Source organism: Allobosea sp. 05T439, from assembly GCF_056396005.1.
Genome location: NZ_JBFTKP010000004.1, coordinates 96,115 through 120,521, shown reverse-complemented (window position 1 = coordinate 120,521; position 24,407 = coordinate 96,115). Strand labels below are relative to the sequence as shown.

The 24,407-nt window shown below is 65.9% G+C and carries 23 protein-coding genes and 1 riboswitch; of the genes, 9 read left to right on the top strand and 14 right to left on the bottom strand.

All coding sequences use genetic code 11. From position 1 onward, the window contains the following. The first annotated feature begins 5 nt into the window (after positions 1-5). From AC1DIO_RS06155 to AC1DIO_RS06130, 6 genes are read left to right on the top strand one after another with little or no spacing between them, the layout of a single operon-like run. Complete coding sequence (locus AC1DIO_RS06155; protein ID WP_441506008.1) at positions 6-1,016, top strand: ABC transporter ATP-binding protein; 1,011 nt, start codon at positions 6-8, stop codon at positions 1,014-1,016. Further along, positions 1,013-2,005 (top strand): ABC transporter ATP-binding protein, encoded by a 993-nt coding sequence (locus AC1DIO_RS06150; RefSeq protein ID WP_476853246.1) that lies wholly within the window; start codon positions 1,013-1,015, stop codon positions 2,003-2,005. Before AC1DIO_RS06155 ends, AC1DIO_RS06150 begins: the two co-directional genes overlap by 4 nt. Continuing rightward, positions 2,005-2,940 carry an ABC transporter permease gene (locus AC1DIO_RS06145; RefSeq protein ID WP_441505894.1) on the top strand — a complete coding sequence of 312 codons (936 nt, stop codon included), beginning with the start codon at positions 2,005-2,007 and terminating at the stop codon, positions 2,938-2,940. Before AC1DIO_RS06150 ends, AC1DIO_RS06145 begins: the two co-directional genes overlap by 1 nt. Then, entirely contained in the window at positions 2,936-3,817 is an 882-nt protein-coding gene (locus AC1DIO_RS06140; protein ID WP_476853279.1) for an ABC transporter permease, read from the top strand. Before AC1DIO_RS06145 ends, AC1DIO_RS06140 begins: the two co-directional genes overlap by 5 nt. A 15-nt stretch (positions 3,818-3,832) precedes the next feature. Continuing rightward, positions 3,833-4,756 carry a sugar phosphate isomerase/epimerase family protein gene (locus AC1DIO_RS06135; protein ID WP_441505891.1) on the top strand — a complete coding sequence of 308 codons (924 nt, stop codon included), beginning with the start codon at positions 3,833-3,835 and terminating at the stop codon, positions 4,754-4,756. Then, positions 4,753-6,228 (top strand): alkaline phosphatase family protein, encoded by a 1,476-nt coding sequence (locus AC1DIO_RS06130; RefSeq protein WP_441505890.1) that lies wholly within the window; start codon positions 4,753-4,755, stop codon positions 6,226-6,228. The genes AC1DIO_RS06135 and AC1DIO_RS06130 overlap by 4 nt, the downstream gene beginning before the upstream one ends. Before the next feature lie 211 nt (positions 6,229-6,439). Here AC1DIO_RS06130 and AC1DIO_RS06125 read toward each other — a convergent pair whose 3' ends face one another. The 14 genes from AC1DIO_RS06125 to AC1DIO_RS06060 form a co-directional block, all read right to left on the bottom strand. Next, positions 6,440-7,480, bottom strand: coding sequence for a DUF6925 family protein (locus AC1DIO_RS06125; protein WP_476853245.1), 1,041 nt, complete (start codon positions 7,478-7,480; stop codon positions 6,440-6,442). Between the two features lies 1 nt (position 7,481). Further along, positions 7,482-8,267, bottom strand: a complete 786-nt coding sequence (locus AC1DIO_RS06120) for an ABC transporter ATP-binding protein (protein ID WP_441505888.1) — start codon at positions 8,265-8,267, stop codon at positions 7,482-7,484. Next, positions 8,267-9,292, bottom strand: a complete 1,026-nt coding sequence (locus AC1DIO_RS06115) for a FecCD family ABC transporter permease (protein ID WP_476824684.1) — start codon at positions 9,290-9,292, stop codon at positions 8,267-8,269. The genes AC1DIO_RS06120 and AC1DIO_RS06115 overlap by 1 nt, the downstream gene beginning before the upstream one ends. Beyond that, positions 9,289-10,134, bottom strand: a complete 846-nt coding sequence (locus AC1DIO_RS06110; RefSeq protein WP_441505886.1) for an ABC transporter substrate-binding protein — start codon at positions 10,132-10,134, stop codon at positions 9,289-9,291. The genes AC1DIO_RS06115 and AC1DIO_RS06110 overlap by 4 nt, the downstream gene beginning before the upstream one ends. A gap of 20 nt (positions 10,135-10,154) precedes the next feature. Beyond that, positions 10,155-12,098 carry a TonB-dependent receptor plug domain-containing protein gene (locus AC1DIO_RS06105; protein ID WP_441505885.1) on the bottom strand — a complete coding sequence of 648 codons (1,944 nt, stop codon included), beginning with the start codon at positions 12,096-12,098 and terminating at the stop codon, positions 10,155-10,157. Positions 12,099-12,218: 120 nt separating this feature from the next. Further along, a riboswitch (cobalamin riboswitch) is annotated at positions 12,219-12,419 on the bottom strand. A gap of 17 nt (positions 12,420-12,436) precedes the next feature. After that, entirely contained in the window at positions 12,437-12,613 is a 177-nt protein-coding gene (ccoS, locus tag AC1DIO_RS06100) for a cbb3-type cytochrome oxidase assembly protein CcoS (RefSeq protein WP_113515886.1), read from the bottom strand. Next, positions 12,610-14,817: a heavy metal translocating P-type ATPase gene (locus tag AC1DIO_RS06095; RefSeq protein WP_476853244.1), complete on the bottom strand. Its 2,208-nt coding sequence runs from the start codon at positions 14,815-14,817 to the stop codon at positions 12,610-12,612. The genes ccoS and AC1DIO_RS06095 overlap by 4 nt, the downstream gene beginning before the upstream one ends. Before the next feature lie 5 nt (positions 14,818-14,822). Beyond that, the gene (locus AC1DIO_RS06090) at positions 14,823-15,347 is read right to left on the bottom strand and encodes a FixH family protein (protein WP_441505883.1); all 525 of its coding nucleotides are present in this window, start codon (positions 15,345-15,347) and stop codon (positions 14,823-14,825) included. A 34-nt stretch (positions 15,348-15,381) separates the two neighbouring features. Then, complete coding sequence (ccoG, locus tag AC1DIO_RS06085; RefSeq protein ID WP_441505882.1) at positions 15,382-16,818, bottom strand: cytochrome c oxidase accessory protein CcoG; 1,437 nt, start codon at positions 16,816-16,818, stop codon at positions 15,382-15,384. Position 16,819: 1 nt separating this feature from the next. Then, entirely contained in the window at positions 16,820-17,707 is an 888-nt protein-coding gene (gene ccoP, locus AC1DIO_RS06080; RefSeq protein ID WP_441505881.1) for a cytochrome-c oxidase, cbb3-type subunit III, read from the bottom strand. Between the two features lie 3 nt (positions 17,708-17,710). After that, positions 17,711-17,866, bottom strand: coding sequence for a cbb3-type cytochrome c oxidase subunit 3 (locus AC1DIO_RS06075; RefSeq protein ID WP_043235436.1), 156 nt, complete (start codon positions 17,864-17,866; stop codon positions 17,711-17,713). 11 nt (positions 17,867-17,877) lie between these two features. Further along, complete coding sequence (gene ccoO / locus AC1DIO_RS06070) at positions 17,878-18,642, bottom strand: cytochrome-c oxidase, cbb3-type subunit II (RefSeq protein ID WP_441505880.1); 765 nt, start codon at positions 18,640-18,642, stop codon at positions 17,878-17,880. A gap of 11 nt (positions 18,643-18,653) precedes the next feature. Then, a complete protein-coding gene (gene ccoN / locus AC1DIO_RS06065; protein WP_476853243.1) occupies positions 18,654-20,321 on the bottom strand; it encodes a cytochrome-c oxidase, cbb3-type subunit I in 1,668 nt (555 codons plus the stop codon). A 174-nt stretch (positions 20,322-20,495) separates the two neighbouring features. Next, positions 20,496-21,248: a helix-turn-helix domain-containing protein gene (locus AC1DIO_RS06060; RefSeq protein ID WP_441505878.1), complete on the bottom strand. Its 753-nt coding sequence runs from the start codon at positions 21,246-21,248 to the stop codon at positions 20,496-20,498. A 52-nt stretch (positions 21,249-21,300) separates the two neighbouring features. Here AC1DIO_RS06060 and AC1DIO_RS06055 point away from each other — a divergent pair, with 52 nt between their 5' ends. The 3 genes from AC1DIO_RS06055 (at position 21,301) to AC1DIO_RS06045 (ending at position 24,405) form a co-directional block, all read left to right on the top strand. After that, positions 21,301-21,822: a hypothetical protein gene (locus tag AC1DIO_RS06055; protein ID WP_441505877.1), complete on the top strand. Its 522-nt coding sequence runs from the start codon at positions 21,301-21,303 to the stop codon at positions 21,820-21,822. A 106-nt stretch (positions 21,823-21,928) separates the two neighbouring features. After that, positions 21,929-22,633: a glutathione S-transferase N-terminal domain-containing protein gene (locus AC1DIO_RS06050; RefSeq protein WP_441505876.1), complete on the top strand. Its 705-nt coding sequence runs from the start codon at positions 21,929-21,931 to the stop codon at positions 22,631-22,633. Between the two features lie 320 nt (positions 22,634-22,953). Then, positions 22,954-24,405 (top strand): bifunctional 2-methylcitrate dehydratase/aconitate hydratase, encoded by a 1,452-nt coding sequence (locus AC1DIO_RS06045; protein ID WP_441505875.1) that lies wholly within the window; start codon positions 22,954-22,956, stop codon positions 24,403-24,405. Positions 24,406-24,407: the final 2 nt, after the last annotated feature.

Genomic DNA, 24,407 nt, shown 5'->3' with positions numbered 1-24,407 from the left:
GCACGATGTTGGACAGGTTCGGCAGCGTCGCTGACCCGCTGGTCGAGATCAATGGACTGACGGTCGCCTTCGACGGCGTGAAGGTGTTGCACGGCATCGATCTCTCGGTCGCACGCGGCGAGGCGGTCGGCCTGGTCGGCGAGTCCGGCTGCGGCAAATCGGTGACCTGGCTGGCAGCCCTCGGCCTGCTGCCGAAGAAGGCGAGCGTCTCCGGCAATGTCAGGCTGGGCAGCACGGAACTGATCGACGCCGAACCGGACGTGCTGGACACGGTGCGTGGTGGGCGCATTGCCATGATCTTCCAGGATCCGGCGAGCGCGCTCAACCCGGTCCTTCGCCTCGGCAAGCAGGTGGGCGAGGCCCTGGCGCTGCATGGCGGCCTCTCGGGTGCGGCGATCAGGGCGGAGGCGAAACGCCTGTTCGATCTCGTCGGGATTCCAGACGCGGCGCGCCGCCTCGACGCGTTCCCGCATGAGCTCTCGGGTGGCCAGAACCAGCGCGTAATGATCGCCATGGCGCTCGCCGGCAAACCCGACCTGCTCGTGGCCGACGAACCGACCACGGCGCTCGATGCCACCATCCAGGCGCAGATCCTCGAGCTGTTGACCAAGATCCGGCGCGAGACCGACATGGCGCTCGTGCTGATCAGCCATGATCTCGGCGTGATATCGCAGACCTGCGACCGGGTCTGCGTGATGTATGCCGGGCGGATCATCGAGACCGCCGAGGCTCAGTCGCTGTTCGACGAGCCGCTGCATCCCTACACGCAGGGCTTGATCGCGGCGCTGCCGCCGCTGGAAGGCGTGCGCCGCAGGCTCGACCCGATCGAGGGCAATGTGCCCGAGCCTTGGAACCTGCCACCCGGCTGCGCCTTCGCGCCACGTTGCCCACGGCGGGGCGAGGCCTGCGACGCAGGCGTGCCACCGCTGGCCTGGAAGGCGCCGGGACGCTTTGCGGCCTGCATCAAGGCGCTTCAAGCGGAACCTGTCCGTCCGCGGAAGCCGGTCTACGCATGAGCGCTCCCTTGCTTCAGACGAGAAATGTCGCGCGCTGCTACGGCATGCGCAAAGGCCTGCTGGGCCGATCTATCGAGGTGCGCGCCGTCGACGGCGTCTCGCTGACGGTCGAGCGTGGCCGGACGCTTGGCCTCGTCGGTGAATCCGGCTCCGGCAAATCGACCACGGGCCGGCTCGCGCTCGGGCTCGAGAAGCCCGACGCGGGGGATGTTCTGTTCAACGGCGCTCCGATGCCGGCCACGGACACCTTGGCCTGGCGCCAGATGCGCGCGCGCATGCAGATGATCTACCAGGACCCGCTGGGCGCGCTCGACCGGCGTCTCCAGATCGTCGAACAGGTGCGCGAGCCCTTCGACGTGCATGGGCTCGGCGAGCCGAAGGAGCGTGAGGCGCTGGCCTTCGCGTTGCTGCAATCGGTCGGCCTGCGCGCCGACCAGGGCCGGCGCTACCCGCATGAACTCTCCGGAGGGCAGCGCCAGCGCGCTGTCATCGCCCGCRCGCTTGCCACCAAGCCGGACCTCCTGGTCTGCGACGAGCCGGTCTCGGCGCTCGACGTCTCCATCCAGGCCCAGGTGATCAATCTCCTGGTCGATATCCAGCAGGAACTCGGCCTCGGTCTGCTCTTCATCAGTCACGATCTCAAAGTGGTCAGGCAGGTCAGCCATCGCGTCGCGGTGATGTATCTCGGCCGGATCGTCGAAGAGGGCGAGGCCGATCTGCTGCTCTCCAATCCGGCACATCCCTATACCGAGGCCCTGGTCTCGGCCGCGCCGGTGCCCGGCCGCCGCACGCGCCCCCGAATCGTGCTGCAGGGCGACCCGCCGAATCCTGCGGCGCGCCCCTCGGGATGCGCCTTCCACCCACGCTGCCATGCGGCGCGCGAGCGCTGCAAGGTCGAGAGCCCGTTGCTGAAGCCGATGCCGGACGGCCGGCTTGCTGCCTGCCATGTCGCGCATGACCAGGCCAACTTCCTGAAGGCGGCGAGCTGATGCTGCGTTTCTTCTTTCTGCGTCTCGGGCGCGCGGCGCTGACCGTTGCCCTCGTCGTTACTTTCGCCTTTGTCGTGCTCAGGCTTTCGGGCGATCCGGCGCTGATCATCATGAGCGTGGATGCGCCGCCCGAGGCCATTGCCGCCTTCCGCAAGGCCTGGGGCCTCGATGATCCGATCTGGCTGCAATATCTGCGCTATTTCTCGGCGATTGGGCAGGGTGAGCTTGGCCAGTCGATGCGCGACGGCCGGCCGGCTCTCGAACTCGTCGCCGAGCGCATTCCGGCCACGCTGGCGCTGACCCTGCCGGCGCTTGCGCTCAAGCTCGGCATCGGCATCCCCGCCGGCATCTATGCCTCCCTGCATCGCGACAGCCTGATCGACCGCATCGTCATGGTCACGGCGGTCGCGGGCTTCACGGTGCCGAGCTTCGTGCTCGGCCTGGTTCTGGTGCTGATCTTCTCGGTCCAGCTCGGATGGCTGCCCTCCGGCGGCCAGGAGAGCTGGCGCCACGCCATCCTGCCGGTGTTGACGCTCGGCATTGGCGGCGCCGCAGTGCTTGCCCGCTTCACCCGCAGCGCCATGCTCGAGGTGCTCGGCCAGTCCTATATCCGCACGGCCAGCGCCAAGGGCGTGCCGTGGCCTGCCGTAGTGCGCGGCCACGCGCTGCCCAACGCCGCAGTCCCGACCGTCACCATCGTCGGCTTCATGGTCGGCAGCCTGATCGCCGGCGCAGTGGTGGTCGAGAGCGTGTTCTCATGGCCGGGCGTCGGGCGGCTGCTGGTGGTGTCGGTCGCCAACCGCGATCTTGCCATCGTGCAGTGCATCCTCCTGCTGGTCGCGATCACCATGGTCAGCGCCAATCTGATCGTCGATCTGCTCTACGGTGTGCTCGATCCACGCCTGCGCAGCGGCGCCAAGGCGGGAGGGCATTGAGATGGCCGATATCACAGCCACCGGCGCCACCCCTACCTCCGTCGACAAGACTGCCCCGCAACCGAAGAACCGCATCCCGCTGCTGGTCTGGTTCGGGCTGATCTGGATCGGCTTCATCCTGATCGTGGCGCTGACGGCGGACTGGATCACGCCCTATCGTTTCACGGCCTACGATCTGCGCAATCGGCTTTCGCCGCCCGGCCATGTGCTGCACTGGCTCGGCACGGACGAACTCGGCCGCGACGTGCTCTCGCGCCTGATCATTTCGATCCGCATCTCGCTGCTGGTCGCCTTCGGGGCGACCGTGATCTCGGCGGTGTTCGGCACGGTGATGGGCTTTCTCGCCGCGCATTTCCGCGGCTGGGTCGAGCAGTTCGTGCTGATGCTGGCCGATTTCCAGGCGGCGATGCCCTTCCTGATCCTTRCGTTGTCGGTGCTTGCCTTTTTCGGCAATGCGCTGCCGCTCTTCATCGGGCTGATGGGGCTCTACGGCTGGGAGCGCTATGCCCGCATCTCGCGCGGCCTGGCGATCTCGGCAGGGGCGCAGGGCTATGCCKGGGCTGTGCGCCAGATCGGGGCAAGCCCGGCACGCGTCTACCTGCGCCATATCCTGCCGAATATCGCCTCGACGCTGATCGTCTCGATGACGCTGACCTTTCCTGAAGTCATCCTGCTCGAGAGCGGGCTCTCCTTCCTAGGGCTCGGCGTGCAGCCTCCGATGACCAGCCTCGGCAATATGGTCGGCTATGGTCGCGAATATCTGACCCGTGCCCCCTGGATCATGCTCGCGCCAGCCTGCACCATCGTGCTGACGACGCTGGCGGTGAGTCTCGTCGGCGACTGGCTGCGCGACCGGCTCGATCCGACCCTGCGCTGATCCTGGAGAGACAACATGCATCCCAATGGCGTCCGCGGTTTCGGCATCACGGCTCCGCGCCCCAAGAGCGACCTCTCCGATTTCGCGGCGATCCTCGACAAGGTCGAGACGCTCGGGGTCGAGTCCACGGAATTGCCGATCTTCGACATGGACCTGATCATCGGGGGGCGCATCCGCCGTCCGCATCTCGATCTGCTCAAGCGAGCCTGTGCCGGGCGCAAGCTCGCCTATTCCGCGCATGGTCCGCTGGCGATCAATTTCTTCGATGATCCGGCCCGCCTGCCGCGCCATTTCGAGGTGCTGAAAGCCTCGCTGGAGATCGCGGCCGAGGTCGGCGCCGTGCATTACGTCATGCATTCCGGGGTCATGCCGGCCCAGCCCGGCGAGGTGGTCGAGGCTGCCTATGACCGCCAGCGCGAATGGCTGTCGAGGGCCGGGGATGTGGCGCGCGAGCTCGAGCTCCTGCTTTGCGTCGAGACCATGTTCGGTGGCCACCACGGCAGGATGCACGCCTCGATGCCGTCGCGGCTCGCCGAGGAACTCGTCGAGATCGGCCACTCCCATGTCTGGGCGACGCTCGATTTCAGCCATTCCTACCTGCGCACAGGCTATTTCGGCGGCGACTATCTCAGCGAGATCAAGGCGCTTGCCCCTCTCGCCAAGCATCTGCATGTGCACGATTCCTTCGGCCGGGCTGATGCGATCGAGACCTACAGCCTGAGCGAGAAGCTTGCCTTCGGACACGGCGACCTGCATCTGCCGGTCGGCTGGGGCGACATTCCCTGGCAGGAGCTCATGGAGGCCTGTGTCTTCCCGGACGGTGTCCTCTTCAACATCGAGCTCAATCCGCGTTTCTGGTACGCCGCCGATGAGTGCGTGGCTGCAACACGGGCGCTTGCGATGCAGGCGCTGACCAGCGGCCTGAGGAAGAGCGCATGAGCAAACCCGCCAAGGCTGCAGCCGCCCGCGTCGTCATCGGCGTCTTCGATGGCCTGCGCCCGGACTTCATCACGCCCGAGCTGATGCCGAACCTGGCGCGTTTCACAGGGCAGGGCACCTGGTTCCGCGAGGCGCGCAGCGTCTTTCCGTCGATGACGCGCGTGGCCACCACGTCGATCGCAACGGGTGCGCCGCCAAAGGTGCACGGCGTCGTCGGCAACGCCTTCCTGTTCCCTGAGGTGACCCGCGAGCACGCGCTCGACATGAGCCGCGCCGACGATATCGCACTGGCGGAGGCTGCGACCGGTGGAGGCCTGGTCGAGGCCGAGAGCTTCGGCGATGTGCTGGCGAAGGCCGGCAAACGGCTCGCCGTGGTCCATACCGGTTCGGCCGGCTCTGCCTATCTGATCAATCCGCGTGCCAGGGCCAACGGCCACTGGACCTTCTCGATCCTCGGGCGCGAGCACAGCCAGACGCCGGACGCGGTGGACGAAGTCGTCGCGCGCTTCGGGGCGCTGCCGCCGCGCAGCCTGCCCCGCTTCGAGGAAATCGATTACGCGGAACGGGTGCTGCGCGAGCATGTGCTGGCCGAGATGAAGCCCGACGTCGCGCTGATCTGGTTCAATGAGCCCGACACCTCCTTCCATTACCGCTTTCTCGGCTCGCCCGAGACGCTTGCGGTACTCAGACATGTCGATGCCGCCTTCGGCAGGCTGCTTGAATGGATCGAGGGGCAGCCCGATGCCGAGCGCTATGCCGTCGTCGCGGCCTCGGATCACGGCCAGATCTCGACCAAGGGCGAGCTCGCTCTCTCCGAGTTGCTGCGTGGGCAAGGCCATGCCGGTCGCCGTGCCGCCGAGCGCACGCTGGCCGGCGCCTGCTTCTCGATGACGGGCGGCAATATGGGGGAAATCCGCATCCTCGAGGGAGGAGCGGCCCGGCGCGACGCGATTGCCGCCTGGCTCCGGGAGCAGGACTTCCTGGGCATGCTCTTCGCGAAGGCCCGCAACGAGGTCGAGGGCGAGGTCGAGGGAAGTTTTGCGCTCTCGCTGGTCGATCTCGATCACGCGCGCCAGCCCGATCTCATCTATGTCCTGCGCTCCGGCGACGAGCCCGACAGCTATGGCAATCCCGGGCTCGGGCTCCTGACCAAGTTCGATGTGCCGGTTGGCGGCGGCATGCATGGCGGGCTCAACCGGCACGAACTCAACACCGTCCTGGCCGTCCGCGGTGGCGGCTTTGAGTCCGGGACGAAGGATGACCGCGCCTGCGGCATCATCGATATCGGCCCCACCGTGCTCGGCCTGCTCGGCCTTTCACCGGCTCAGACGATGCTGGGCCGGAATCTGGCGCAGCCGGCGACGGAGCAGCGGACCCGTTCGTTCGAGACCGGCACCGGCGGGTTCCGTCAGCGCCTCGAACGCGTCGACCGCGAGGGATCGCGCATCATCCTCTCCGGCGCGCGAGGCTGACCTCGGGGGCGGGAGCACGTTCCGCTCCTGTCCGAAGCGCATCGAAGCGAGGCGCCCGGCCCCTTCGACATGCTTGCCGTCGTGCCGGTCATCCCAGCCACCGGGATGAGCGGGCAGCTAGAGTTCGCGCTCCGTCTCACTCTCCTCCCGCACCGGAGCGACCAGGAGATTGGGGCCGAGGGGGCGCCCGGCTGAGGGATGCTTCGGCCCCTCAGTTCGCATGGCCATAGGCATCGGCGGCGTCGTCCGCGCCAGGATCATCCGCCCCAGCATCATCCACACGCCGCTCATCATGAGCGGAGATCCAGGCGGAGAGCCCGGGCAGGCGCTCGCCGGACGCCGCGAGTTGGCGCAATGTCGCCCGCACGGCGTGACGCGCAAACCGATCCTGTGGGGCGGGAACGGTGGAGGGGGCGGCTCCTGCGGCAATGGCCGCGAGCACGCTCTCCTTCAACCGGACCAGTTCGACATCGCCATAGCGCATCAGCAGGTCCTGGAACTGCTTCTGGGCCGTCGCATAGAACGGTGTCGGCCGGCCCATCGCATCCTTGACCGGATGCGCCGGCACGAGATGAGCACAGGGCACGAGGCCTGCCGGTACGAGCTCGGTGGCGGCATGCGTCCGGCCGGAGCGCATCAGCTTGGGCAGGACATGGGTATGCGGCCCCTCGGGGCTCTTGCCGTCTGCCGGGGGGATTGGCTGGTAGACTTCACAACGGCCGAAACGGGTGATGAAGACGCGATGCGGCCCGGCTGCGACGATGGCGGCCATGGTGGTGTTGCCGGCCTCGAAAAGCGGGCGGCCGCATGCGGCGCGCAAGGCTGCGATCAGCCCCGGGGTGCTGGTTCGGATGCAGATGTCGACCTGCAGGGTATCGAGGCCCATGTCGAAGAGAAGGCCCTCGCGATCCTGCTCGCGCAGCGCGTCGCCGTCGGGGCCGAGCTCGGTCAGAACCGTGCGCCGGCTCATCGCGCAGGCGGTCTCGGGCAGGCAGAGCGCGAGGCGGTGGCTCCAGCCCTGGCCGGTCGCGGATTCCGATGCGAAGGGCGTCACGCCGGTCAGATTGCGAAAGCCAATGCCGCCGCGCGCAGTCGTGGCCGCAAGGAGATGAGTCTTATCAGTCAGCTGAACGGGTTCGTTCGAATCGCGCATGAACTCGGCGATGGCGCCAAAGGTGCCGAGATTCCATTGCGAGGCTGGATCGGCGAGATGAGCGCGCAGGAGCGCACGAATGTAGTCAGGGGCTGTCATGTCACGACTGTTCCGATGTAAGGCGCCGCCAAGGCAGCAGGTAGGGTGCGCCGGCTTCCGAACCGCGGGCCGCGGTAATGCCGAAGACGGCAGCAAGGTTGGCGTCGTTGAGGACGATTCCGGGCGAGCCATCGGCAATGAGCCTGCCGCGATCGAGCAGGATCAGGCGATCGCAGAAACGCGCGGCCAGCGTCAGATCATGCAGGATGACCGCTACCCCGGTGCCGCCGGCAGCCGTCCGGTGCAGAAGCTCCATGACCTCGAGCTGGTGTAGCGGGTCGAGCGCCGCGAGAGGTTCGTCGGCGAGCAGGATCGGCGCCTCGACGGCGAGCGCACGCGCCAGCAGCACGCGCATGCGCTCGCCGCCCGAGAGCGTCTCGACTGTCCTGTCGGCGAACGCCGTGGCGTCGGCCGCTGCGATGGCGCGCGTGATTGCGGCGCGATCGGCCTCGTTCTCGCCGGCAAAGGGCTGGCGATGCGGCAGCCGCCCAAGCCCAACGAGGGCCTCCGCGCGCATCGACCAGTGTACCGCGCCGCCCTGCGCAAGGAAGGCGATGCGCCGCGCCAATTCCTTGCGCCCGAGCGACTTGGCGGTCAGCCCGTCGTAGCGCACCTGGCCGGAATCGGGCGTGACCAGGTCGGAGAGCACGCGCAGCAAGGTCGTCTTGCCAGCACCGTTGGGGCCGATCAGCCCGACCATTTCGCCTGCCGAAAGCGCGATATCGATGTCGCGCAGGATCGGCTTCCCGCCGAGCGTGAGCGAAACTCCCGAGGCTTCGATCTTCATCAGACCTCCCGCCGCAGGCGATGGATCAGGTGGAACAGGAAGGGGGCTCCGATCAGCGCCGTGACCACACCGAGCTTCAGCTCGGGCCGGATCGGGGCGAGGCGCAGAGCGGTATCGGCTGCGAGCGTCAGGATCGCTCCGCCAAAACCGCTGACGAGCAGCAGCCGGCCCGGTCGGTTGCCGACCAGCGGGCGCAACAGATGCGGCACGACGAGGCCGACGAAGCCGATCGCGCCGGTGACCGCGACCGCGCTGCCGACGGCGAGTGCAGCTCCGCCGATTAGTCGGGCGCGCAGCCAGGTCAGGTCGAAGCCGAGACTCTTGGCCGTGTCCTCGCCCAGGGTGAGAGCGTCGAGGGCAGGTGCGGTCGAAAGCAGCAGCAGCCAGCCGAGGAGCATCGGCGGCAGCACGAGCCAGACATGGAGCAGGCTGCGATCCGCGAGCGAACCCATCAGCCAGAATACGATTTCCAGCGCGGCGTAGGGATTTGGCGCGAGGTTGAGCGCAAGCGCGGTCATCGCACCGGCGAAGCTGTTGATCGCAACGCCCGCGAGGATCAACGTCATCGTTCCGGCGCCGCGCCCCATGAAGGCGTAGAGCAGAAGCGTTGCCAGTGCGGCGCCGGCCATGCCGCCCAAGGGGAGGGCGAGCGCCATCGTCGCCGACAAGCCGCTGTAGAAGACCACGACCGCGCCGAAGGCGGCGGCGCTTGAAATTCCGAGGATTCCGGGTTCGGCAAGCGGATTGCGCAACAGGCCCTGCATGGCGGCGCCGGCAAGCCCGAGACTGAAACCGACGAGCGCGCCCAGCAGCGCGCGCGGCAAGCGCAGCTCGACAAGGACGAGCGCCGGCAGGGTCTTCCGTCCGGCGAGGGCGTCGGCGAGGGCCGCCTTGATGTCGAGTGGGGCATACCCCACCGCCATGGAAACGAGCATCATGGCCAGCATCAATAGGGCCAGCATGACAATGAGCCGCGCCAGCTTCGGCGTCGTCGCTCGTACCGTTTCCTGAACCGCCAATGTCATGAGCGCGATCCTTGCGTACGGGAGGCGGCAAGCAGCTCGATCGCATCGAGCACGGCCGGTCCGGCGCAGGTCCAGAGTTTCGAGGGGAGGGCGACGAGCCTGACCCGCTCGCCGAGCTTCGTCAGGAGCGGATGATGAAGGATCTCATGGGCGAGCGAGGGCGGCCCGCCCGGCGTGGTGTTGAGGATCAGCATGTCGGCCTGTCCGAGCGCGACGGTCTCCAGCGCGATCTGGCCGTAATTGTCGATGCCGAGTTCGGCGGCGAGATTGGTCAGGCCGGCGCGGGTCAGGATCTCGTCCACCAGCGAGCCGCGCCCGACCGTGAACCCGTTCGGCCGCAGGACCAGCGCCCTGGGATGGCCCGCGCTTTGGTTGGCGGCGAGCGTGTCGAGGCGCCGGTCGATCGCTGCGATCAGGGCCGCGCCGCGTTCTGGCTCGCCGAGCAGGGCCGCCATCTCGGCGATCTGGGCACGCATTTCAGCGAGATTGCGCGGCACCCCGAATTCGCGGACGGGAACACCGGCCTTCTTCAGCAGCGCGACCGTGCTGCGCGTCGTGTAGGCGCCAGCGATGATCAGATCGGGCTTGTAACTCAGCACCTCCTCCACCAGACCGTGATTGGCCGGGATGGTCTTGGCAATCTCGGCCATGTTGGCGTTGCGCGGGTCCTGCGAGAGCCAGGTGACCGAGGCGATGCGCTCGCGCTCGGCGAGCCGCAGCACCAGTTCGTCCGAGCACATGTTGAGCGAGACGATGCGGGATGGCTTGGCCGGCGTTTCGGCGGCCGTCAGGCCGCCGAAACCGAGCAAGAGGCCAAGCGCCAGAACGGCGCCGCGAGTCATCGCGCGGGCCGCCCAAGGCTTCACAGCGTTACCTTCAGGCCGCCATAGGCGCTCAGACCCGGCACCAGGAAGCCGACGGGGTTCTCGTAGCGCTTGTCCAGCAGGTTATCGATGCGGCCGAAGACACTGAGCCTGTCCGTCGCCTTGTACTCGGCGGCGAGATTGACGATGGCCGCACCCGGCGCCCGCATGCGCGAGATCGAGAAGTCACGGTTTCCGTCGACGCGCTCACCCACATAGATCAGCGTCGCCGAAAGGGTGAGCTTGTCAACCGGGGTCCAGCTCGCCGTCACGCTGGCCTTGTGACGGGGACGGCGCAGCAGTTCCTGCCGGGCGATGTCGTCCTTGGCGATGGTGAAGGTGTAGTCGGCCCGCACCTTGAACTGCGGCGAGATTTCGAGCGCGGTAAAGGCCTCCACCCCCTTGGTCGTGGCCTTGCCGATATTGGCATAGGAGTTCCGCGCCACGTTGGTGACGATCAGGTTCTCGATGTCGTTGTGGAAATAGGTGGCGCCGAACCGGACCTTGTCATCGAGGAGAGGCTGCTCGAAGCCAAGATCCCAGCCGCGGCTTTCTTCCGGCTTCAGGTTGGGATTGCCGAAGAAGTTGAAGGCCGGGCGAGAATCGCTGAAACGCTCGCTCAGGGTCGGGGCCTTGAACCCCGTGCCATAGCTCCCCTTCAGCTTGGTTTCGATTTCCGGCACGATATAGGCTGGCGCGAAGCGGTAGGTCGTGTGGCCGCCAAAGGTCTCGTCATCGTCGTAGCGGATGTTCGAGACCATGAAGAGCCGGTCGCCGAAATTCGACTGGAGTTCGGCAAAGGCGCCCGTATTGCCGTTGGATGCCGTGAGCGCGCGGGTTTCCAGCCGTTCGCGCTCGTATTGCAGACCCATCACCAGGGTCTGCCCCTTCATCAGCTCAAGGTCGCCGCGCCAGTCGACCTTGGTGCGCTCGCCGAGATTCTCCGTCGGCAGGCCGAGGATACCAATCGCATTCGGCGTGCGGCCGGTGCGGTCCTGATTGCTGTAGGACAGGCCGAAGCGATTGACGAAGCGCCCACCAAGCGGATCCCAGACGACCTCTCCGCGGGTGAAGGCCTGCTTGTAGTCCTGGCTGCTGCGGAAGCTGCTGGGCGTGCTCGGAAAGCCGGAATCGCCGGTGAAGAGCAGGTAGCCGTCAGTGTAGCGGCCGACCCAGTTCAGCGACAGCGTATCGGACAGCGCGACGCCGAACCGGGCCGAATAGGTCCAATTGTCGTAGGAATTCGGGTTGACGCGGCGCCCCGACGGCACGAGCCCGGGAGGCGTCACCGGGGTCGAATCCGATTTGAAATGGGCGATGCTGAGGGCGTAGTTGAAGCGGTCATCGCCGCCGCTGAGGCCGACCGACTGGTTGAAGGTGCCGTATGAGCCGGCCTCGGCTCGGGCCGTGAGCTTCGGCGGACCCTCGCCACGCTTGGTGGTGATCGAGATGACGCCGCCCAGCGCGTTGGCGCCGTAGAGGCCGCTTTGCGGTCCGCGTAGCACTTCGATGCGCTCGATGTCGTCGGTCAGCATCGAGCCGAAATCGAAGGAGCGGTTCGGGGTCGACGGGTCGTTGGCCTCGATGCCGTCGATCAATACCTTGACGTGGTTGGAGTTGGTGCCGCGGATGAAGACCGAGGTCAGCCCGCCCGGCCCGCCGGTCTGCACGATATTGAGGCCGGGAACGGCGGCGAGCGCCTGCGGCAGGGTCCGGCGCTGCTCGCGCTCGATATCACCGGCAGTGATGACGGTCACGGAATTGGCGATCTCGCGCGCTGGCGTGGGTCGCGTCGTCGCGCTGACGACGATTTCGTCGAGGGCAATCGATTCGGTGGCTGACTGGGCGGATGCCTGGTTGGCGGGGAGGGAGCCGGCGGAGACAAGGAGCGACAGGGTGATGAGCAGCCGGCTGCGCCGGGCAACCTTGGGAGGACGGATCACGATGGAACCTCGGGCGTTGACGTCTGTGGCACGTCACCGCGAACGCGAGGCCCCGTCCGCTGCCCTTAGCCAGCGTGCAGTTCAACAAGCGATCGAAACACCCCGTCCGAACGTGTTCGCGTGTGACCACGGCTGACGGCAGGTCTCCTGGCTCGCGGGTCGGTGCCTTGTCGCCGCCTTCCCAGGTCCGAGGGCCCCAGTGGCGTGTGGCGAAAGGCTCGCCGCTTACAGTTGCGGGGGCAGCCACGGCATTGAATGGCGAACCATCCGCACCGCATTCCCTTTTGATCCCCTAAGGGAACCGTCGCTGGCGAGGTAAGGCCGGAACGGCCGCTGCGTCAATGATCGTTGGTGCGGGTGTCCCCAGGCGAACGCAGGTCGTCATCCCTCAAAATGCGCCAGCTCGGTCCCTCGAGATCGCTGAACTGGCCGGTGCGCATGCACCAGAAGAAGGCCGCCAACCCCAGCAGTCCGAGACCGAGTGCCAGGGGGAACAGGATCACCAGGATATTCATGACGCCACTCCCGTATTCTGCCGCGGCAGGCCGCGTCCCGCGCGCAGCGCGTTGAGCGTGACCACCAGTGACGAGCCCGACATCGCGACGGCTGCGACGAGCGGCGTCGCGAAGCCCGCGACGGCAATCGGCACCGCGACGGCATTGTACAGCACCGCAAACCAGAGGTTTTCCAGCATGAGGTTGCGCGCCCTGCGGGCGATGCGCAGGCTGTCGGCGACCGGCATCAAGCTGTCGCCGATGAAGACAATGTCGGCCGAGGCCTGCGCCAGGTCGGTCGCGCTGATCGGCGAGATCGAAACATGGGCCTTGGCAAGGGCCGGAGCGTCGTTGAGCCCGTCGCCGATCATCAGCACCTTGCGCCCCTTGGCGCTGAGCCGGTCGAGCGCCTTGAGCTTCTCGTCGGGACGCAGGCCGGCTTCGGCCTCCGTGATACCGAGGGCCGAGGCGACCGGCGCGACAGCTTCGCTTCGGTCGCCGGAGAGAATGCGGATCTCGAGGCCGAGACCGCGTAGCGCGGCGATACAGTCGCGCGCCTCCGGCCGGATCTTCTGATCGACCGCGAAGATGGCGCATTCAGTGCCATGGCGCCAGGCGATCAGGGAGGCTGAGGGATGGCGCGCGGCGACGATGGCGGCTTCCGCCCCGGCCTCGCAATAAGCGACGCTGCCGAGACGGGTCTCGATCCCATCCACAATCGCGCTCAGGCCTGCGCCGTGATTTTCGCTGACATCGCTCGCAGGAGCAGGATGGCCGGCGGCACGGGCGATGGCGCGGGCGAGAGGGTGGCGGCTCGCGGCTGCCAGCCTGCCCGCCGCCTGCAAGGTTGCGGTATCGATCTCAGCGCCATTGACCAGATCGGGGTCCGGCAGGGTGAGGGTGCCGGTCTTGTCGAAGACAGCGACATCGGCTTCGGCCAGGCGCTCCAGCGCATCGCCCTGTTTCAGCATGACCTTGCGCTTGAACAGGGCAGACGCAGCAACGACCTGCACGGCCGGAATCGCCAGCCCCAGCGCGCAGGGGCAGGTGATGATCAGGACGGTGATGGCGATGATCAGTGCTTCGGGCCAGGGCAGGCCGAAGGCCATCCAGCCCAGCAGGGTCGCGAGCGCCGTGGCGTGGACGAGAGGGGCGTAGACCCTTGCCGCCCGATCGGAAAGCTTGACATAGCGGGAGCGGCTTTCGACCGCGCGCGCCATCAGGGCATCGATCTCGTCGAGCAGGGTGCCGCTGGCTGCGGCTTCGACCTTGACGGTCAGGGCCCCGGAGAGGTTCACGGTGCCGGCATAGACCTGCGCGCCGGCCATGACGGCATGCGGCAGGGTTTCACCGGTGACGAGGCTCTGGTCGATTTCGGAGGAGCCGGTCTCGATGATGCCATCGACACTGACGCGCTCGCCCGGCTKGATCAGGACGCGGTCGCCGGGCACGATGGCCGCGATCGGCGTCACCATCGCCTCGCCATTCGGCATCAGCCGGGTCGCGGTTTCGGCCTTCAACGCGGCAAGATTGCCAGCGAGGTCGCGCGTGCGGCGGCGCATCAGCTGGTCGAGATAGCGCCCGATCAGCAGGAAGAAGATCAGCATCACCGCGCCGTCGAAATAGGCATGCTCGGCGTGGTTCCAGGTCACCACCACCGACATGCCGAGCGCGAGCACGATGCCGAGCGTGATCGGCACGTCCATGTTGACGGCGCGGGCGCGCAGAGCCCGGAGCGCACTCTCGAAGAAGGGGCGGCCGGCATAGGCGGCGGTTGGCAGGGCAATCAGCGCCGAGAGCCAGTGAAAGAAGTCGCGCGTGACCGGATTGATGTCGCTGCTATTGCCCGACCAGACCGAGACGGAGAGCAGCATGATGTTCATCGAGGCGAAGCCGGCGACGCCGAGATAGCGCAGCAGCCGCCTTTCCTCGCTTGTGTCGTCCTCACGGCCGGAGGCGGGCAGGAAAGGGTAGGCCTTGAAGCCGAGCCGGGAGAGGCGCTCGATCACGGCCTCTGGGCGCAGTACGCCTTCCGTCCATTCCACCGTGACGCGCTTCAGCGCGAGATTGACCCGGGCGCTGAGGATACCGGTCTCATGGGCAAGGCCGTTCTCGATCGCGTGCATGCAGCCGGCGCAGCGGATGTTCTCCACCGCGAGTTCCATGCCCGCGACGCCGCTTTCGCGATGGCGGATGAAGACGGAGAGATCCTGCTGCGCGGCCATGAGCCTCACTCCTTCAGCATCATGCGGCTGCGGGAGGAGAAGGCCGGGTCCCGATCGCGCTTTGCCTCGACCACCAGGGTCCAGGCGCCGGCATGCAGCCCCGGCACCGTCGCGGAATAGTGGCCCGGGGCAGTTTCGGTCAGCGTCACCTCGCGGTCCTGCTGCCGCGTCGCCGGGTGCTGGAGCTTCGCCTCGACTGCGAGCCCTGTGACAGCTGCGCCCGCCTTGTCCTTCAGCAAGAGCGAAACGACCGCGTCGGCGCCGGCACGCACGACCTCGCTCTGGGCCAGCCAGCCGCGTGCGGCCTGGGCCTGCATGCGCGCGATCTCGCCGTTGAAGCGCTGGCTGGTCTCGTAGGCGCTCTTCACATCGGCGCCGGGCATCGTCCGGATGGCCGAGACCATCATCACGCCATTGACGCCCGCGACCACGATGAAGAAGCCGATCATGCCGAAGAGCACGGCACGCCCGCTGAGCTCGAAGGGCCGGCGCCGAGTTGGCGCCGGTGGGGCTGGAAAATCGATCGGCATGATGAAGCCTCCGCAACAGGTCATGATGCGTTCTCTAGGGAGCGATGAAATGATCCCCGGCGGTCACGACCTCTCCGGCGAACAGGTCGGATGCGGTGAAGGTGATCGTCTGGGATTTGTCGAGAGGAATGCCGGCCGGCACTGTCACCAGCGCGCGGATCTCGCGCGAGGAATCGGGGTCGACCGTGATGATCGGGCGAAGATCGGCCGTCGCCTGGGTTCCGACGGTCTCGACCCGGATACCGGGCAGGCCGGAGACGGTGAGCGCGAAGGGACGGGAATCCGGGCGTTTGTTCAGCAGGCGGATGGTGTAGGCGTTGCGGATCGAGCCGTCGCTGAGCGTCACGAAGAGCGGGGTGCGCTCGTGCAGCACGGAGATTCCCGCCGTGCTGCGGGTTGCGAGCTGGTAGATCATGGCTCCGCCGACGAGCCCGATCAGCGCGGTGTAGATCAGGGTGCGGGCGCGGATCAGGCGATAGACCGGCTTCTGGCCAGCGATACGCCGCTTGACGTTGTCGTCGGTGTCATAGGCGATCAACCCGGCCGGGCGGTTGATCTTGAGCATGACCGTATCGCAGGCATCGATGCACAGGCCGCACTGGATGCAGTCCATCTGCGAGCCATCGCGGATGTCGATACCCGTCGGGCAGACCGCGACGCACTGGTAGCAGTCGATGCAATCGCCAGCCGGCTCGTTGGCGGCACGCAGGCGCGTGGCCTGCTTGACCGAGACGCGCGGATCGCCGCGATCGTAGCGATAGGTGACGTTGAGGGCGTCGTCGTCGGTCAGCGCTGCCTGGATGCGCGGCCAGGGACACATGAAGGTGCAGACCTGCTCGCGCATGATCCCGGCGAGCGCATAGGTGGTGAAGGTCAGGATGCCGATCCAGACATAGGCCGAGAGCGGAGCCGTGAAGGTCGCGAGTTCCCGCACCAGGGTTGGCGCATCCGCGAAATAGAGCACCCAGGCGCCGCCGGTCCACCAGGCGATCACGAGCCAGACCAGGTGCTTGCCGGTCTTCCGGGCGAGTTTGTCGGCGGTCCAGGGCCCCTCGTCGCGCTTCATCCGCTCGCGCCGGTCGCCCTCGAAGGCGCGCTCGACGGCGAGGAAGAGGTCGGTCCAGACGGTCTGCGGGCAGAGATAGCCGCACCAGACCCGGCCAGCGACGGCATTCATCAGGAACAGCATGAAGGCGGCCAGGATCAGCAGGCCGGTGAAGTAGTAGACCTCCTGCGGCCAGATCTCGATGAAGAAGAAATAGAAGCGGTTATTGGCGATGTCGGCGAGCACTGCCTGGTTCGGCAGGTTGGGGCCGCGGTCCCAACGCAGGAAGGGCAGGAGATAGTAGATGCCGAGGCAGAGGACGAGGATGAGCCACTTGGCGCGCCGGAACGGGCCCGACACGCTCTGTGGGTAAACTTTCTTCGACGGCGCGAAGAGCGGAGCGTCTTCGCTTTCCGCGAGTGCCATGTCATTGGCCTCCGCCGAGCGAGTGGACATAGACGGTCAGCGCCTTGATCGTGGTCGGGTCGAGACGCTGGCCCCAGGCGGGCATGACGCCGTTGCGGCTGTTGGTGATGGTCTCGGTCAGGGACGCGAGATCCATGCCGTAGAGCGAGATGGCGTCGGTCAGGTTCGGCGCGCCGAGCTCTTGATTGCCCTTGCCGGCAGGCCCATGGCAGGCCGCGCAATTATCGGCGAAGAGCTTGCGGCCGAGTGCGAGGTCAGCCTTGGGGGCAGTCGACAGTCCGGCCAGTTCGCGCACATGGTTGGCGACCGCGCTGATCTCGTCCCTCTTCAGCATGCCGTCGCGCCCGAAGGCCGGCATCTGGCTGACGCGGGTGTCGTTGTTGCCGGCGACGCGGATGCCGTGCTGCAGCGTGGTCTGAATCGCGGCAAGCGAGCCGCCCCAGAGCCACTCGTCGTCATTCAGGTTGGGATAGCCCTTGGCGCCGCTGCCGCCGACGCCGTGGCAGGCGGCGCAATTGTCGCCGAAGGCGGCCTTGCCCTGTGCCATGGCGACGCGAAACAGGGCGGGGTCGGCCTTGATCTGCTCGAGCGAGGCGTCGGCGAGGCCGCTGGCCAGCGCGGCGCGATCCTTGCGCATGACCGCGAGATCGTCCTCGATCTCCTGTCGCGAGGCGTAGCCGATGACGCCCCTGGTCGCGTCGGTCAGCAGCGGCCAGGCCGGGTAGATGACCCAGTAGCCGACCGACCAGATGATCGTGGCGTAGAAGATGCCGAGCCACCAGCGTGGCAGCGGGGTGTTGAGCTCGCGGATGCCGTCCCACTCGTGACCGGTGGTCGACTGGCCGGTGGCGGCATCGAATTCCGAGGCAGGGTCGTGATGCTTGTTCATGGCTCAGTCCTCCCGCAGGGGAGTGCGGGCGGCCTCGTCGAAGCGCGCGCGGTTGCTCGGCCAGAGCGCGTAGAGGCAAATGGCCAGAAAGGTGCCGACGAAGTAGAGTAGGCCGGCGGATTGGGCGAAGCCCGCGAGCCAATGGTAGGTCGAATCCATGGTGCCCTCGCTCAACGGATGTTGGCCTTGGTGTCGTAGAGCTTGAAGTCGACGAGCGTGCCGAGGACCTGCAGGTAGGCAATCAGCGCATCGGCTTCGGTGACCCGCTTGGGATCGCCGTCGAAATCGCGAATCTGGACCTTGGGGTAGCGCGCTTCGAGTTCGGCCGCCTTGGGGTGGTCGGGCGTGGCCTGGGCCTCGAGGTCGCTCGCGGCTTGCGCGATCATCTCGTCGGTATAGGGCACGCCGCCGCCGCGATTGGCGCGCAGGTGATCGGCGATGTCACCGAAACGAAGCTCGGTTTTCGCCAGGAAGGGGTAGCCCGGCATGATCGACTGCGGCACCAGCGCGCGCGGCTGGTTGAGGTGGCCGAGATGCCATTCGTCGGAATACTTGCCGCCGACGCGGGCGAGATCCGGACCGGTCCGCTTCGAGCCCCACTGGAAGGGCTTGTCGTACATGCTCTCGGCTGCCAGCGAGTAGGGTCCATAGCGCTCGATCTCGTCGCGCAGCGGCCGGATCATCTGGCTATGGCAGTTGTAGCAGCCCTCGCGGACATAGATGTCGCGGCCGGCGAGCTCCAGCGGCGTATAGGGCCGCATGCCTTCGACCTTCTCGATCGTGTTGCGGAGGTAGAAGAGCGGCGCGATCTCGACGAGACCGCCGACCGAGATGACCAGCAGCACGCCGATCACCAGGATGATCGAGTTGGTCTCGAAGATCTTATGCTTGAGCCAGAGCGACTTGCGCGGAGCCGGGTTTTCAATGCTCGACATCTGAGCGTTCCTTACTGCGCGGGGACGAGCTGCGGCTGCAGTGCATGGTCATCGCTCGGGGCGTCGACCGTGCCGTGCCTGACCGTCATCCAGAGATTGAAGGCCATGATCAGCGCCCCGGTCAGGAAGAGCCCGCCACCGAGCGCCCTGATGACGTAGTAGGGCTTCATCGCAGCCACGGTTTCGATGAAGGAGTATTCGAGGAAGCCGAGCGAGGTGTAGGCGCGCCACATCAGGCCCTGCATGATCCCGGAGACCCACATCGCCGAGATGTAGAAGACGATCCCTAGCGTCGAGATCCAGAAGTGCCAGTTGACGAGCTTCAGCGAATACAGCTCACGCCGGTTCCAGAGCCACGGCACGAGGCAGTAGATCGCGCCGAAGGAAATATAGGCGACCCAGCCAAGCGCGCCGGAGTGGACATGCCCGATCGTCCAGTCGGTGTAGTGCGAGAGCGAGTTCACTGCCTTGATCGACATCAGCGGACCTTCGAAGGTCGACATGCCGTAGAAGGCGAGCGAGACCACCATCATGCGCAGCACGGGGTCGGTGCGCAGCTTGTCCCAGGCGCCTGACAGCGTCATCAGCCCGTTGATCATGCCGCCCCAGGAGGGCATCCAGAGCATGATCGAGAAGGTCATGCCGAGGGTCTGCGCCCAGTCGGGCAGGGCGGTGTAGTGCAGGTGGTGCGGCCCGGCCCAGATGTAGAGGAAGATCAGCGCCCAGAAATGGATGATCGAGAGACGGTAGCTGTAGACCGGGCGACCGGCACGCTTCGGCACGAAATAGTACATGATCGCGAGGAAGCCGGCGGTGAGGAAGAAGCCGACCGCGTTATGGCCGTACCACCACTGGAACATCGCATCCTGGACGCCGGACCAGACGACATAGGATTTCGGTGAGAGGATCGAGACCGGCAGCGCCAGATTATTGCCGATATGCAGGACGGCGATGGTCAGGATGAAGCCAAGATAGAACCAGTTCGCCACGTAGATGTGCGGCTCTTTGCGTTTGGCCAAGGTCGCGAGGAATACCAGCAGATAGACCACCCAGACGATGGTCAGCCAGAGATCGGCATACCATTCGGGCTCGGCGTATTCCTTGCCCTGAGTGATGCCGAGCAGATAGCCGGTGCCGGCGAGCACAATGAAGAAGTTGTAGCCGAGGACGACGAACCACGGCGCGATGTCACCGGMCAGACGCGCACGCGAGGTGCGCTGCACGACATAGAAGGACGTGCCGATCAGCACATTGCCGCCGAAGGCGAAGATCACCGCCGAGGTGTGAAGCGGGCGCATCCGGCCGAAATTCGTCCATGGCAGGTCGAAATTCAGGTCGGGGAAGGCGAGCTGAAGCGCGATGATCAGGCCGACTGTGAACCCGGCGATGCCCCAGACCATCGCGGCCACGGTCGCGAACTTGACCGGGTCCATATTGTAGTTCGGCTTGCCGTCGATCTCCTGTGGCGCGGGGCTCGGCGCCGGACTGAAGCAGCGATTGCCGATCAGGAACACCGCGACGAGCGAGGCGACCGCCGCAAGGCTGATATGGAAGGCATAGGCCGGATCGGGCGTCAGGGCGGCGATGATGAGCAGCGGCAACACGCAGCCCGCCGCCAATACGAGGCCTCCCATTTCTCCCGTCGTCGCGCGCCTGATCGGATACCCTGTCGCCGCCATGGCCAGCCCTCGTTTGCTGCAGCGCATCAATGCTGCCAATCGAGAGCGTTAGCGAAGCGGAGCGGGACGGGCCTTGATGCAGATCAACGCAACCTGAGGAGGGTTCCTTTGTTGCGCTGCGGAATCAGCAAGGGCGCCGTCCAACCGGCGCCCTTCAAGCTGCGGGAACTGCGATCAGGCCGCTGCGACCAGTTCCATATGGTCGGTGTTGAGCAGGCGCACGCCATCCGGCACGATCAGGATCGTCTTGTCCTTGGCGAGCTTGGTGAAGGTGCGGCTCACCGTTTCGATCGTCAGGCCGAGGAAATCAGCGATGTCCTGGCGGCTCATCGGCAGCGGCACGGTCACGGACGGCTTGCCGAGCTTGGCCCAGCGGTCGCGCATGGTGAGCAGGAAGCAGATCACCCGCTCTTCTGCGCTGCGGCGGCCGAGCAGCATCATCTGCTCCTGGGCCAGCGTGAGTTCATGGGTGGCGAACTCATGCAGGCGACGCAGCAGATGCGGCTTGGCATTGACCAGCGAGGCATAGGCCGAACGCGAGAAGGCGCAGGCCGAGACCGAGTCGACCGCATCGGCGGAAAAGCCGAAGGCATCGCGCATCGCCAATCCAAGGAAATCGCCCGGCAGCGCAAAGCCGATGATCTGTCGGCGTCCGTCCGGCAGCAGCTTGTAGAGCCGCACCATGCCTTCGACGATGTTGTAGACCGAATGCGCGGGATGGTCCTGAACGAAGACCGTTTCCTTGGCATCGAACGAGGTGTGATGGGAGAGAGCGTTGAGCTCTTCGAGCTCCTCGACGGATAGCGACGCGCACACGCTCGCGAGGCGGACCTTGCAGGCAAGGCATCCGCTGTCCCGTCTTGAATCGTTGCCGCAAGCGGCCTGCTGGCAGTCCACGCGTTCGTACCTCCGTGAACAAGGGAGCATCACACCTTGTTCCCAGTCATTCAAACCCTAGCCGGGACGGCGAGGGCGCTCMTTGATCTGCATCAATGCAGACGATTGGGTGTTCAACTCTGCTGACATATCTCCGCTCAGCAGTTCGGCAATCGTAATGGAAGATATTTTCGAGGCGGTACGCGTCACATCGCAGCAGGCACAGGCAGCCTATGCATTGATGGCGATGGCGAATCCGGGCCTCAGTATCAGTGACTGGGCGGCTTACTTACGCCGCTACGACAAGGAGACAGGCCAGGAGCGCGGCCTGATTGCTCTGTATGACCGGCGTCGCTGCATCCACGGGATCTTCGCTTATGAGATCGCCCAGCCGCTTTCCCGGGAGGCGACGCTCAATGTCTCCGAACTGGCCTCGGTGCGCCTGCCCGGGACCGTCCTGATCGATGCCCTGATGCGTTTCGCCAATACTCTCGCCGGAGAGCTCAATCTTCCGGCCATCGCGCTCGAACTCGAGCCCTCTGCCGTCTGGGCGCAGGACCAGGTGGCCATGGAGCAGCGGGGCTTTGCGCTCGAACGGGTCAGGATGCGGGGACGGACCTGGTAACAGCTCACGAAATCGTCGCAGTGACACCAGGGGAATCTGGGTAGGGTCGCGCAGTGCCGCGGGAATCCGTTCACCGGGCGCCTGATTCGAGCCTATGGAGCCCCGGATGTCCGATCTTTCTGCCTTCCCGATAACCCAGCGCTGGCCGGCCCAGCATCCCGACCGCATCCAGCTCTATTCGTTGCCGACGCCGAATGGCGTGAAGGTGTCGATCATGCTGGAGGAGACCGGGCTGCCCTATGAGCCGCATACGATCAATATCGGGCAGAACGAGACCTGGACTGCGGAATTCCTGTCCCTCAATCCGAATGGCAAGATCCCCGCGATCATCGATCCCAATGGCCCGGGCGGCAAGCCGATCGGCCTGTTCGAGTCAGGGGCGATCCTGATCTATCTCGCGGAGAAAGCAGGCAAGTTCCTGCCGTCCGATCTGGCGGAGCGCTACGAGACCATCCAGTGGGTGTTCTTCCAGATGGCTGCGGTCGGGCCGATGTTCGGTCAACTCGGATTCTTCCATAAGTTCGCCGGGCGCGAATACGAGGACAAGCGTCCGCGTGACCGCTACGCGGCCGAGAGCAAGCGTTTGCTCGGCGTGATCGAGACGCGTCTCGCCGGTCGCGACTGGATCATGGGTGATGCCTACACCATCGCCGACATCTCCCTGCTGGGGTGGGTCCGCAACCTCGTTGGATTCTATGGTGCGGGCGAACTCGTCGACTATTCCAGCCTGAAGCATGTGCCGGCCTGGCTGGAGCGTGGGCTCGCACGCCCTGCCGTTCAGCGCGGACTCGAGATCCCGAAACGGCCCTGAGGGCTTCGATGCAGCCGCAATCGCTGCGGCTTCATCCTGCTCTGATTCGTCAGATTTCCCTGAATCTTACGCCGGCTCCCTCATGTCGACTTGGAGCACTCGCCTGGTGATGTGGAGATGGGCGCGGACCAGGAAACGCTCAGCCAAGACGGAGAGCGCCAGCGGAGAAGCCACGGGAGCTCGCTCGATTATTGTCGACAGTATTTCATTATTTGGCGGCTGAAGCTTGCCTTCCAGTCGACTGCATGAAACATATGTCGACAATAATTCTCCGGCGGCGCTAGGCGACCAGCCGGATCGGCGTGAGGAAATGCCCGTCCATGGCTCGATTCAACAACAATGAACGCCCCGCTCCGGATGGCGTGCTCGTCGATATCGCCGATTACGTCCTGAACTATCGTGTCGACAGTTCGCTGGCATACGAGACCGCCCGCAACTGCCTGCTCGACACGCTCGGCTGCGGGCTCGAGGCCTTGGAATACCCTGCCTGCACCAAGCTGCTCGGCCCGGTCGTGCCGGGGACCGTGGTCCCGAACGGCGCGCGCGTGCCCGGCACGCCCTATCAGCTCGATCCGGTCCAGGCCGCGTTCAATATCGGCACGATGATCCGCTGGCTCGATTTCAATGATTGCTGGCTCGCGGCGGAATGGGGCCATCCGTCGGATAATCTCGGCGGCATCCTGGCTGTGGCCGACTGGCTGTCACGGACCGCGGTTGCCTCCGGACGGCCGCCGCTGACCATGCGCGACGTGCTGACCGCGATGATCAAGGCMCATGAGATCCAGGGCTGTCTCGCGCTGGAAAATGCGTTCAACAAGGTGGGGATCGACCATGTCATTCTGGTCAAGGTCGCTTCGACGGCAGTGGTCGCAGGGCTGCTCCGCCTGAACCGCGACGAGATCGTCAATGCGCTGTCGCTTGCCTTCGTCGATGGACAGGCCCTGCGAACTTATCGCCACGCACCGAATGCCGGCTCGCGCAAGAGCTGGGCGGCCGGTGATGCGACGAGCCGGGCAGTGAGGCTCGCCCTGATCGCCCGGACCGGCGAGATGGGCTATCCCTCGGTCCTGACGGCGAAGACCTGGGGCTTCTACGACGCCTCGTTCCGCGGCCAGGAATTCAAGTTCCAGCGGCCTTACGGCTCCTATGTCATGGAGCATGTGCTGTTCAAGATTTCCTATCCGGCCGAGTTTCATGCGCAGACGGCAGTCGAAGCGGCGATGACGCTGCAGGCTCATCTCCAAAAGATCGGGCGCAGCAGCGACGACATCGCTTCGATCCGCGTCCGCACGCACGAGGCCTGCATCCGGATCATCGACAAACGCGGGCCGCTGCATAACCCGGCCGACCGCGACCACACTCTCCAATACATGGTCGCCGTGCCGCTGATCTTCGGGCGTCTCACCGCAGGCGATTACGAAGACGATATTGCCGCCGATCCGCGCATCGACGCGCTCCGGGACAAGATCGAATGCGTCGAGGATCCTGCTTTCACCCGCGATTATCATGATCCGGAAAAGCGCTCGATCGCCAACGCGATGACCATCACGCTGAAGGACGGCACGGTGTTGCCCGAACTGGTGGTGGAATACCCGATCGGCCACAAGCGCCGCCGCTCCGACGGCATCCCGCTGCTCGAGGCCAAGTTCCGCACCAATCTCGCACGCCGCTTTGTCGAGAAACGCCAGCGCCAGATTCTCGATGTCTCGCTCGATCAGGCGCGGCTCGAAGCCATGCCGGTTCACGACTACGTCGACCTCTACGCGAACTGAGG